This is a genomic window from Candidatus Magnetobacterium casense (assembly GCF_019173545.1).
Taxonomy (GTDB): Bacteria; Nitrospirota; Thermodesulfovibrionia; order Thermodesulfovibrionales; family Magnetobacteriaceae; genus Magnetobacterium; species Magnetobacterium cryptolimnobacter.
In genome coordinates, this window is the sequence record NZ_JABXWD010000084.1 from 1 (window position 1) to 11,581 (window position 11,581).

Below are 11,581 nucleotides of genomic sequence, written 5' to 3' on the forward strand. Positions count from 1 at the left end.
ACCCCCGGACAGGTTTGAGTGCATCTCTTCGATAACCTCCCCCATTCCCCAGTTATCGTACCGGAGATGTCTTACCTTGTCGCCTGTTCTCAAAAATAAACGCCCCATAGTTCACTTAAAACGTGTACATATTATAGACAAAATGGCCCCGTATAGTAAATGATTCCTTTCCCCACTCCTCGGGTAATGGCCAAAACGGTGCGGCATCTCTGATCGAACGCACGGCGGCCTCATCCAACGCCTTGTGTCCCGATGTTCTGACAACCTCAACAGTTCCCAGGGTGCCGTTTTTGTTTATTGTAAAGCTGATGTACAGATCCCCGTATATCTTTTTACGAGCCTCTGCCTGGGGGTACTGCCATACACTTTCTATGTTATCCTTTACACGTCTCATGTATATGGCGTATCGCATATCATCGACATCCAGTGACAGACTGTTGTTCTTGTTGTCAGAGGTGTTGGCACTGTGCCTTGTGGTTTCGTCTTTTTTGCGGGAGGCCATGGCATGTTTTTCTATGACATCACTGTCAAAGAGGTTACCCAGTGAGGGGGTGGACGGTTTTTTGGGTGGCGCCGGTGGGTATGCCTGTGAACCTTCCGTTTTTTCGGGTGTGGGAGGGGCAACAGGTACAACAACGTTGGAGGGAACCGACTCTTTTGGTGCCGGTGCTTCAAGCCCCTTGGGTGTGGTCTGCAGGGGAGGAGCGGGAGGCTGTGGGGCCTTGGCAATTGGTCTGTCTGGTTCGTAGACCTTTGGTTTGGGGGGGGATGGCTTGTGTGGAGACTCCGGCGGTTTGGCAGAGACGGATGGTGGAGATTTTTTGGCCTCCGGGGCTGATGATGAACGTTTATCCGGGTGAGGTTTTGTTGCAGGCGGGATGTTTGTCTGGGGTGCCGGTTTTGGCTCCGGCGGGACTATCTGCGCTATAAGGGGTTTGTCCTTTGTGTACTTTGGAGTTGGCCTCTTCGGCTTGATGACAAAAAGCAGCAGAAAAACTACAAGTATATGGACCGCCATGGATATTGCCAGGTAACGTTTAAACATGTCTTGTCAAATAGTTGATATACATGCGGGGACTTTTCAAGACGCCCTCCTTGTGCATCCAAAAGCGCATTGCGGCCTGTTGGATGTCGGGTTGTTCGTGCAGGGACACCAGCGACTCTGCCATCTTGTCGTTACGGAGAAATATCCCCTGTAATATCTTCATGAGCACAAATCGTTTCTTGAACCTTTGCACCCACAGGGATTTGTACAACGACGGTTTGCCCTCAGTAATTGCGGCGACGACAAACTCAGCCGATTTCATGGCGTAGTATATCCCCTCAAAGGTGAATGGCATCACTTGGGCGGCGGCATCTCCAACAAAAAAAACCCCGGCTTTAAAGTAAAGTCGGTTGTCCCAGAAGGGTATATAATACCCTCTCTGCTGTCCACCGGAGTTGATCCCGTATGCAGCGAGGCAGTTTTTCAGATATCCCCCTGCCCGCGGAACATCAACACAACCCGTCCCAAGGGATATCCCCTCGGCGTGAGGAAAGACCCATGAGTAGAAGTTGGGCGCAAACGCCGAACCAAACATAAAGTCGCACGTCTGTCGCTCATGTCCTTTGATTATCTCATGGAGGGTGTACAGACGATTCGGGAGCGATCCGGTCAGTAGTCTTCTCAGGCGTGAATTGACGCCGTCTGCCGCTACAACATACCGTGCCCTGATCTGCGTACTATCCCAATCGTTGGTGCCAACGGTGAGGATGACCCTGCCATCCTTTACGGTTATCCCCCTGCACTGACCAGTCATCAGGTGAGCGCCCCGCTCCTGTGCTCGTGTTCGCAAGGCGGCGTCAAAGCCTGGCCTGTCAATGATGGCCAGTTGCGTTTGGGGCAAGGGTATTTCCCGTGTCTTTCCCGAGGGGGCGATAAGTCTCAGTGTGGTGACCATTTTACGGATGGTATGCACGGGCAGGTCAAATTCCTTAAAGGCCGTAGCAATAAGTCCACCTCCACAGGGTTTGTTATTGGACAGGTCCCTCTCTATAAGCACCGTTTCTATACCGGCATCCGCAAGGAGCATTGCACAGGTTGCCCCCGCAGGGCCACCTCCCACTACTGCCACCTGTGTCTCTGGAATGTTGCTGACCCCATAATGCCCATTTCTTATATTCATATCTATCTCTTTGTACATTAATCTTACCCGCTCAAACTTGGCAAGAGCACCTTATTATACTATCACCCACTCACTTTACGAAAGCGCCAACTTTTCCAGGGCAATCGCATTTGACCGTAAGAGAAAGAAAGGGGCGGCTCCGCCCCCCTTCAGAACCCCCCGCAAGGGGGCCAGCCCCCTTGACCCCATCATGCGTAACCTTGATCTTTAAACTATCAACAATTCATAAAATTCTCTAATGCGATTGCCCTAGCCAACTTTTCTTTTAATCTTCATTCTTGCACTTTTTTATGTTGATATGTCACAATATAAACAATGTCATTTTTAAGGATACTATAAAGTAATAAAAAAAGGTGGTGATAGAGATCAAAAATCAATGGCAATTGAGGTATATGATGTTGTTTTTAGTGTTGCTGTTTAACAGCACGGAGGCAGGAGCAATGGTTCTTGACCGTGTTGTTGCGGTGATAGACAAGGAGGTAATTACGTGGGGAGAGCTGTACAGGGCCATGGAGTTTGACATGAGGGATGAACTCAAAAATCTCAGCGGCTCGCAAAAGGCTGCCTTTATGGGTAAGCATGAGCGTGAGTTCCTTGACACGTTGATCGACATCAAGGTGCAGCTTATGTATGCCGAGGGTCACAACATCGGGGTATCAAAGTCCGAAGTGGATGCGGCAATTGAGGACATCAGACGCAAGTACTCCTTATCGGAACAGGACTTCTTCGAGGTGCTCAAAAAAGAGGGCTTCAGCGTGGAGGAGTACAAGCAGCGGTTGAGTGAGCAAATACTGTTGAGCAAGTTGGGCAATTCCGTGGTTTCCGCTAAAGTGATCGTGAGCGAGGATGAGATAACCCAAAGACTCAAAAACAAAAGACCCGGCACTGTTTCCAGTCAGTACAGGATACGGCTGATCCTCATATCAAAGATGTCTGAAGCCGGTAAGGACAAACCTGCCGGTGAAGGGCCGGCGCTCAAGAAGATGGCCGAGGATGTCTATGGGAAGTTGCTCAGGGGTGAGGACTTTGGCAAACTGGCAGCGCTGTACTCCGATGGCCCCAATGCCTCAAACGGTGGTGACCTCGGCTTTATCAGCAAGGAGGAGATGGACAAGGACTTCCTCGCCAATGTGGAACCGTTAAATCAAGGACAGTTCAGCAAGATATTTGTAACCGATAAGGGGATGAATATCGTACAGTTGGTTGAAAAGAAGGAAATTGCTAACGAAGGTCAGGCCAGGGACGAGGTGCGCAGGGACCTGTTTGCAGAAAAGTCAAAGAGGGCTTTCAGGGATTGGATAAAATCCTTAAAAGAAAAGAGGTTTATAAAGGTAATGCTATAAAGCGCTTTAAAAAAGTCTTGACAAACCCTTAAATTATTGATATAATTAATCTTGATAGGGTATGACAAAGGCCGATATAGTGAATGCGTTGTTTGAAAACGTTGGTCTCCCAAAAAAAGAAGCTGAGGAGATCATTGAGATTATACTTGAGACGATGAAGCAGACGTTTGCTAGTGGTGACTCGATAAAGATATCCGGATTTGGCTCGTTTAATGTCCGCAGCAAGAGACCGCGACGGGGCAGAAATCCAAAGACCGGTGAGGATATAGAGATAACCTCAAGGAAGGTTATTACCTTTAAGCCAAGTAGTTTCTTAAAGGCCACGGTAGAGTAGCTGGTATGTGCAACCGGGTGTTAGAGATTATACTGTTGGGTCAACCGGGGTTGCAGGGGGTTGCAGTAGTCGTTGGGATTGTAACAGCGACATGGTGCAGTTCGGTACGGAGGCAGGTATATGTTTAAGTCGCCGATGACCACTCAGGATGAGCGGGAGGAACTACCGCATAAACTGTTTTACAAGATCGGCGAAGTCAGCAGTATAACAAAGTTGGAGCCTTATGTCTTGAGGTACTGGGAGACGGAGTTCAGTTTTCTCAGGCCGCGTAAGGGCAAGTCAAGGCAGCGGATGTATCAGAAGAAAGACATCGAAATGCTGCTTGAAATAAAACGCTTGTTGTACGAAGAGCGTTTTACTATAGAGGGTGTGCGTAAAAAGTTGGGTTCCAAGTACATGGACATGGTCAGGGAAGATAGTGAAGATGTCGCAGATGTAGAGCTGAGAGAGACCATTGATATGATTCGCACACGGTTAAGGGAGATTTTGTATCGTTTAAAGAAAGGCGGGGCGTAGCGCAGCCTGGATAGCGCACTCGCTTGGGGTGCGAGTGGTCGCCCGTTCAAATCGGGTCGCCCCGACCAATTCTATCAGTACCGGAGGGGGGGTATCTCTGCGGTTTTCCGGCACATGTTGATGACAAAAAAACTCCTCATTGGCAAATACGGCGAGTGGGTTGCCATGTGCTACCTCAAAAAACTCGGATACTCTATTGTAGAGAAAAACTACAAAAATGACGTCGGCGAAATAGACATCATAGCTAAAGATGGCCAAACAATTGTGTTTGTGGAGGTTAAGACCAGAAGAAGCAACACCTTCGGAGACCCCGTTGAGGCCATTACATACAGGAAACGCAGTAAGATATTAAACACGGCGCTGCTGTACATTCAAGGAATATCCCCTGAGCCGTCGGTAAGGTTCGATGTAATCAGCGTAAAACTCACACACAACCAACATTCACCAGCCTACCACAAGACCCTGCAACACATAAAGGACGCCTTTGAACTCTGATTGTCTGTCATAGTATAGCACGTTTCGTTTGGATTAAATACAAGATACGTAGCATTTTTACGGGGTCAAGGGGACTGGTCCCCTTGCGGGGGGTTCTGAAGGGGGGCGGAGCCGCCCCTTTCTTTTCTTGTATCGTACGCAATCGAAAGGCGCTATAATATCGAGCTTTACGGCAGAGCAAATCCATCGTGTGCTATGTTTTTTTCAAAGGGACCGTCCTGAAACAGTCCCTTCGCTTGCCGAGCATGACCTACCGGTTCATTCAGCCCACCAATCCAGCGGTAACGCCCTGGTGGCAAATCCACCACCGGTTATATTAAGACCATCCATGAGCCAGATGTATATATCCCCGGTTGAGGAGTCCTGCCACAGGATGTCGGTCTTGCCATCGCCGTCAAAATCACCCGTTGTCAGGATATTCCAGTTGCCCGGTATGCCACGTGCCACGTAGTTGCCACCGAGCACCGTGGCCCCGTCCATCAACCATATGGCAACATCCCCCGTTTGAGTATTCTGCCACAGGACGTCGGCCTTACCATCACCATCAAAATTACAGATCGTCTTCACCACCCAGTTGCTCGGTATGCCCCTGGCAGAGTAAGCACCACCGCTTATATTGGCACCATCCATCAGCCATACGTAGACGTCGCCATTGGCGGCTTGCCAGAGCATGTCACTCTTGCCGTCGTTATTGAGGTCGGCCACCGCCTTGAGAGTCCACTCTGCGGGCATAGCCTTTACGACAAAATGACCGCTACTTATCCTGGCGCCATCCATCAGCCACAGGGCAACATCACCGGTTTGGGTGTTTTGCCACAGGACGTCGGTCTTGCCATCGCCATCAAAGTCACCGGTGGCCGTGAACTTCCAATCCCCTGGCACTCCATGTACGGGATAACCACCACCGGATATCTTGTCACTGTCCATGATCCAGATGTAGATGTCGCCGTTGTTTACGTTTTGCCACAGGACATCGGCCTTACCATCGCCATCGAAGTCATCGATAGCCTTGACCTCCCAATCTGCCGGTATACCCCTAACAACATAAGCGCCTCGACCTATGCTGTGGCCACTCATCAGCCAGATGACGACATCACCTGTCTTTGCATTTCGCCAGATGATATCGCTTTTGCCATCGCCATCAAAGTCATTTCTAACCCTTTTACCTCCCGTTACCTGAAGGTTAAATATCTGCGTGGAACCCGATGCCTCAATCGTTATAGCGCCACCGGCAGGCTCTGTTACGGTATACCGGCCCCCCCTGAGAGAGACGTGTATTGTGGCCGCATCACCGGTCTTTGCCCCCGATGTCTGCGATGTATCATCGTATATGGGGATGTCAACAATATAGAGGTTGTTTGAATCCAGGCCATCCTTGTCCTGAGCGATATTGTTATTGCCGTCCTTGTAGTCTGAACCGTCTGCCCTCTTTACGGTAACGACCAGCCCCGTAGCCGCCGCCTGATTCAGCAATACCCCTGATACGGTGATCGTACCTCCTATCCTGTATGGCAACGGAAGCCCCGCCGCATACGATATCCCATGCGTTGCAGTGAACATCAATACAAAACCCGTGATAAGCAAAACTATGTGTCTCATGTAGACCTCCTTAATAGTTGGTTCATGTGCCCTTTCATGTATCCTCTTAAAAAAGCATGGTAAAATGGGGTCAAGGGGACTGGTCCCCTTGCGGGGGGTTCTGAAGGGGGGCGGAGCCGCCCCTTTCTTTCTTGTGCTACCATGAAATAAAGAGGATACCCTTTCATCAACCTTGATAACCGGCAAGACGAACGCCCCGTGAGTGCAGACGCTCATCCCGATATTTCCCTTACTGCAATGACCAGTTGGTATCGCTCACTGCGTATATCCAGTACCCGTACCCGGGTGTCATCGTAGTGAGGTCACTGGCTGCCAGGTTGTTTGGATCGTATATCATCCACTTGCCATTGACGTAGGCAAAGACGGCCACATACCTGCCGGCTATTGAGTTAAGGGCATCGGCCATTGGTTTGGCCTCCATTGAGTTAAAGCCTACCAGGTTCCAGCCCTTTGTAAGGCTGATAGTCTTCGAGGTGATTGCAGAACCCAACGTGGTTAAATTGGCAGCCTCCTTCATGCTGATGTAATATCCCTTGCCTGGTTCAATTGTGTCGAGGTTGTTCAGGGAACTGCCTTGTTTATAGACGTGCCATTGGTTGTTTGAGTAGCCCCAGATGCCGTCATACTTTCCGTCGATTGACTTCAGTACGCTTGAGAGCTTTGTATCTGCCGGCTGGTTTGACAGGGATATCATGTACAATCCCGGCCCGGCAAACTTGTAGGCAGGTGATACGTTTACACGCACGGTGTACAGTGCCCTGTTGCCGGAGCTGTCCTTGAGTTCAATCGTGACATCCGAAGAACCGGTGAACCCGGCTGTTGGGTTGATATCAAGCATGTGTTTGGCGTTGATGCTTACCCCTGCCTTGGGTTCGGTGTCCAGCAGCTTTGTGTACGTCAGGGAGGAGACGGGGAGGCTCATGTGCCAGGCATATGACTCAAGGTTTACCACATCCGTGTTGGTGCAATCCTGTGCCACCGATATGTTGGGGATTGGCGATAGTCTTATAGCGGAGTAGAAGTTGGATGTATTGTACGGTTGCGTCTGATAGCTCCCGCGCATTGCGTTATACACGCCCAGTGTAGATTTGCTATATATGTACAGGTTGGTTACAATGTATGGGCCATCGACCCCGTGTGCGGCTATGGTTGCACCATCGAACACCAGGGGTATTGAGTAGACGCCCCTGGCTGAGAACGATTCAGTTATAGAACTCCACTGGATATCCAATCCATTTTGGTCTCTCAACTGCGCATTCAGGTTGAAAGTACCGGGCTTTGTAACCTCTGCCTGAACCCTTATTACCAGGACATCATAGAAGCCATCGCCATTTGTGTCCATACCTGAGTCGGATTCGACCTGATTGATTACGACACCGCTGCTTTTCGTAGTGCCGGTAGTAAAGCTCCAGGAGTAGTCAGATTCAAGACCATTAGCGGGGGTCTCTGTATCAGTAACAGCAGTTGTCACAGTTGCAGTGTAAGTGGTGTTTGGGGAGAGGTCTGCGGATGGAGTAAATATGGCGCTGTTGTTTGCGCTATCGTATGTTACACTACCTGATGCAGGGGCGCCGGAGGCATTGACTACTATAAAAGAGGATGTGGTCAGGGTGTTGCTTAGGATATACTTATCGAAGGTGACCTTTATAGCCGGATTTATTGATATATCGGTTGTGCCCTTCTTGGGGACAGTGCTTGTGACACGAGGGGGGGTATTGAATTTGACGGTCTGAAATGTCCAGGTGTAGGTTAATGCCATCTTGTTACCGTACTGGTCCTTTATGCCGTTTGCCCCTCCAAGAATGCTTGCCGTATAGCTGGTATTGGATCTCAGTTTATCCGTTGGTGTAAAGGTAGCCCTGTTTAAAACGCTGTTGTATGTTACGCTACCCGCCACAGGCACGTTATACTGTTTTACCGTAAACGTAGAATTGGTTATAGTGGATGCATCCATAGGGGTAACAAAATCCACCGACACAATGCCCTTACTAACATTCTTTGCGCCTTTACCGGGGACAACATGGGCTACTCCTACAGCGTTGTTGATGCTTATGGTGATCTCTTTTCGTACCGAGTTAAAGCCATCGTAAGCGATTAGCGCCAGTTTCTGGTTTGCGCCGCTGGAGAATCGGGTGGTATCTACGCTATAGGTGGTAGCGGTTAAGCCGTGTGCCAGTGGGGTCCAATCTATGCCGTCAGGGCTATATTCCAGGCGATAATAGATTTTACCCTGATCATCCGTACCGGTCCAGCTTAGGGTTACTTTGCCGGTTAGTGTAGCGCCGTCTGTGGGATAGGTAAAACCAACACCTGATGGGGCGCTGCCATAGGAGGCCCTGTCTATTGTCTTTGTGTTGACCGGCCCTGTGAGCGTCAGAGTCTGCGCCGTGTCATCATAGGGAATTGTGAAGATAAACACCTTACTGACCCCTTTTACTTCATCGCCGGCATTGTCCATTTCAGTGAATTCGCTTGGGCCAAAGGTGTATGTGCCACCGGCCCCACCGATTACGCCTCCGGAGGCATCACGCAGACTTACAGTGTAACCGCTGCCACCTGGAGCGCCTATGTTTCTCTGTGTCAGCCGATATAGTGGGTCCATAACGCCTATTGCTCCGGAGGCATCCAGGTATCCCTGGACAACCAACCAATCCCCTGAGAGCGCTGACGCAGCCATAAGAGCCGGAATTGAAGTAAACAGATGGTCATAATCATCATCCCTCATCCATCTGAACTCCGCAGATTGAACATTCTGGTACATTACAGGAACAACCGGTGTCTTATAGGAAGTCCCATCGCAATGATTGACATCCGTTTCATCGAATTCTCCATTACCTTCGGAGAAAGACTTGTTTGCCAGGTTCGTCAAAATGTGAACCCTAAAGCCCTCTATCTTAGTGCCATCGTTGTTGTGTTTATTGGTACATCCGGCACCGGTTGTTATGGCCAGGCCATACTCATGACCTACCTCATGAGCAACCGTGCTTTCATTAAAGTTACTCTCAGACAAGAGAATAACGTGTTCAGCAGGATAACTCCTTCCTGTTATGCAACTTTCATTGCTGTTAAGAGTTATGGGCAGTAAATTATTAGGTGTCAAGCCCACGACAAACCTATTGCCTCCCAACATATTTGCCATGTGTTTAGCAACCGCATCCACCTCTTCCAATCTGGTTACATTACCACCTGCATCCGTTACATCAACCATTCTGACATTCTCACAGATAGCGTCATTGCCCGGTACGCTGTTTTTGTTGCTACGTTGATCACGTTCAGCATTATACTCAAAACCCACGTTGCTCATCCCAAAGCCCCCGGCGCCGCTAACAATTTCCCCTTTATCGGTGTACTCAAACTCAAAGATCGGGAAGACCTCTTCCGTATACGATGCCCCATCTCCAAACATACCCTTAGCGGATGCCACTTTTACGGCATCAGTTCCATTAAACCAACCGGATATACCGGCGACATAGACATCCGTCTTTAAGTTTCTGGCTGCCACTGTTGTTGCCTCGGCCTCTTTTTTGAATACCCTTTTCTCTGCCTGAGCTTGCGGCCATGGCTCTACTGTCAGCTTATATGTTTCATTGCCACCGGCATTGTCATGATCAAAATTTATTGTATTTTCAGCCCTCTTTTTTCGAGCTTTGTTGTACTTATCGGGGCGTTCAATTATCATGGAGGGCGTTGTTTTTGAACCTGTACCCCAGTCAAGGGTTACGTATGCAGCAAAAAAATCAGCCTGGTCCAGCTCAAAGACATCATCCTTCTTATCCCACAAGACATAGATACGGTTGACGACCCTCTTGTCTCTGACCAGGTTCTTGTTACGCAGCGTGTTGAACCATGTGATCTGGAGTTTGTCTTTTGTTGCATTTGGTGGATACAAATCCTTGGTTTGACCATCAAGGTTGATCATTGTCCAGAACGTCCACTGCGTTGTGCTATTAAGCGTAGCGCCACTTTTGTTCTTTACGCCATTGTTGCCGCCAATCACCCTCATACGATAACGAATGCCGTCTTTTAGGTCCGTTGTGGGGATCAAGTTTATCTCTTTAGATGACGGATTAGCCAGTGTACTGTCAACATCCACCCAATTGCCTGACTTGTCCCGGTAATCCAACTTGACCGTGTCCCTGTTTATCGTGCCGGTGTCTAACTCATCACTAAACTTTACCACGATATCGGGTTTGTCCCACAGAACGTTTTCGCTATTTTTAGCGGGTGTGAACTCTGTTATTTCAAAGCCTACAGTACCCACTACCTCCACAAATCCTATGGCCACACACCAGCATCCTGTCTGTGTGACATCAGTGTCTACCATTATCTTGTTAGTTCCCTTGATTAAATCCCCGGGCGATATGTTAAAGGCATTGAGGCTCCATGAGTCGGTTGCCCCCTGCAGTTGTCCCACTTTTTTTCCGTTTAGGTATACATGGTCTATCTCCGGGGTTCGTCCGACGCAGCCTCCCAGTTTGTTATAGTCCACATCCCACGCCGTCAATCTAAGAAGTGTATCAGTAATCCGGCCTGGCTCCTCATCAATGACCAAATCAATGCGGTGGTCTGCGTTTTGGCAGTCAGAGTTGACATCCACATGCCATATACGCTCGTTTGGGGAACTAGTTGCACCTCCTGATGGACCTGCCGGTATTGGCCCTTGAGGGGTTTCCCTGTCATTTGCATAGGTCAATGAACTCGGCGACAATAGTAAAAAAATAAACAGTGAAATCATTAAAAACCTGTCAGCAATAACGCTGAACCTAAACTCACGAAATCGAGACATAAGTGGTACCTCCTAAAAGTTTTGTTTACGTTTACACTGTAAGCTACCTGTCCGTCAATATACTCGCTGAAAAAACAAGCATACATGACCTCCTTTTCGATAAGTTATTAATGCTCTCAGTTAGTAACATAGCAAGCCCTTTGGATTACTGCCTGTGGATTTTGGTATTTATCAGCACTCATTATAGACGATAACATTAAAAGGCAGATATTGTCAACAGGCAATCCAGGGCGGCAGCATTAGAAATAATCATGATGTTTGTTATGCTAAAATAACCACTTCTCAACTTATTAACCAGCCCTTTACGGGGTCAAGGGGGCCGTGCTCCCTTGTGAGGGGGTCT

At 48.9% G+C, this 11,581-nt stretch carries 8 protein-coding genes and 1 tRNA gene; 5 read left to right on the forward strand and 4 right to left on the reverse strand.

Going from position 1 to position 11,581, the window contains the following annotated elements; translation table 11 throughout:
- Positions 1–115: 115 nt before the first annotated feature.
- Positions 116–1,045, reverse strand: coding sequence for an energy transducer TonB (locus tag HWQ67_RS06445; RefSeq protein ID WP_218251852.1), 930 nt, complete (start codon positions 1,043–1,045; stop codon positions 116–118).
- Positions 1,038–2,165: an NAD(P)/FAD-dependent oxidoreductase gene (locus HWQ67_RS06450; protein ID WP_218251853.1), complete on the reverse strand. Its 1,128-nt coding sequence runs from the start codon at positions 2,163–2,165 to the stop codon at positions 1,038–1,040. Before HWQ67_RS06450 ends, HWQ67_RS06445 begins: the two co-directional genes overlap by 8 nt.
- Before the next feature lie 353 nt (positions 2,166–2,518).
- On the opposite strand from HWQ67_RS06450, the gene HWQ67_RS06455 reads away from it, so the two are divergent.
- The 5 genes from HWQ67_RS06455 to HWQ67_RS06475 all read left to right on the forward strand — a co-directional run bounded on the left by HWQ67_RS06455 (position 2,519) and on the right by HWQ67_RS06475 (position 4,853).
- Positions 2,519–3,508, forward strand: coding sequence for a peptidylprolyl isomerase (locus HWQ67_RS06455; RefSeq protein ID WP_218251854.1), 990 nt, complete (start codon positions 2,519–2,521; stop codon positions 3,506–3,508).
- A gap of 61 nt (positions 3,509–3,569) precedes the next feature.
- Positions 3,570–3,842 (forward strand): integration host factor subunit alpha, encoded by a 273-nt coding sequence (locus HWQ67_RS06460; protein WP_218251855.1) that lies wholly within the window; start codon positions 3,570–3,572, stop codon positions 3,840–3,842.
- Between the two features lie 120 nt (positions 3,843–3,962).
- Positions 3,963–4,358, forward strand: coding sequence for a MerR family transcriptional regulator (locus HWQ67_RS06465; protein ID WP_255317142.1), 396 nt, complete (start codon positions 3,963–3,965; stop codon positions 4,356–4,358).
- A tRNA-Pro gene (locus tag HWQ67_RS06470) sits at positions 4,349–4,426 on the forward strand. Before HWQ67_RS06465 ends, HWQ67_RS06470 begins: the two co-directional genes overlap by 10 nt.
- A gap of 52 nt (positions 4,427–4,478) precedes the next feature.
- On the forward strand, positions 4,479–4,853 hold the full coding sequence (locus tag HWQ67_RS06475; RefSeq protein WP_218251856.1) for a YraN family protein: 375 nt from the start codon (positions 4,479–4,481) through the stop codon (positions 4,851–4,853).
- Between the two features lie 258 nt (positions 4,854–5,111).
- Here the strand turns inward: HWQ67_RS06475 and HWQ67_RS06480 are convergent, their stop codons facing one another.
- Both HWQ67_RS06480 and HWQ67_RS06485 read right to left on the reverse strand, forming a co-directional pair.
- Positions 5,112–6,452, reverse strand: a complete 1,341-nt coding sequence (locus tag HWQ67_RS06480; RefSeq protein ID WP_218251857.1) for an FG-GAP repeat domain-containing protein — start codon at positions 6,450–6,452, stop codon at positions 5,112–5,114.
- 229 nt (positions 6,453–6,681) lie between these two features.
- Positions 6,682–11,238, reverse strand: coding sequence for an Ig-like domain-containing protein (locus HWQ67_RS06485; RefSeq protein ID WP_218251858.1), 4,557 nt, complete (start codon positions 11,236–11,238; stop codon positions 6,682–6,684).
- Positions 11,239–11,581 lie beyond the last annotated feature (343 nt).

Bases quoted from the DNA above. Each gene is read 5' to 3' on its own strand.
- HWQ67_RS06445 (WP_218251852.1), bottom strand. From the start codon at position 1,045: ATGTTTAAACGTTACCTGGCAATATCCATGGCGGTCCATATACTTGTA.
- HWQ67_RS06450 (WP_218251853.1), bottom strand. From the start codon at position 2,165: ATGAATATAAGAAATGGGCATTATGGGGTCAGCAACATTCCAGAGACA.
- HWQ67_RS06460 (WP_218251855.1), top strand. From the start codon at position 3,570: ATGACAAAGGCCGATATAGTGAATGCGTTGTTTGAAAACGTTGGTCTC.
- HWQ67_RS06465 (WP_255317142.1), top strand. From the start codon at position 3,963: ATGTTTAAGTCGCCGATGACCACTCAGGATGAGCGGGAGGAACTACCG.
- HWQ67_RS06475 (WP_218251856.1), top strand. From the start codon at position 4,479: ATGACAAAAAAACTCCTCATTGGCAAATACGGCGAGTGGGTTGCCATG.
- HWQ67_RS06480 (WP_218251857.1), bottom strand. From the start codon at position 6,452: ATGAGACACATAGTTTTGCTTATCACGGGTTTTGTATTGATGTTCACT.
- HWQ67_RS06485 (WP_218251858.1), bottom strand. From the start codon at position 11,238: ATGTCTCGATTTCGTGAGTTTAGGTTCAGCGTTATTGCTGACAGGTTT.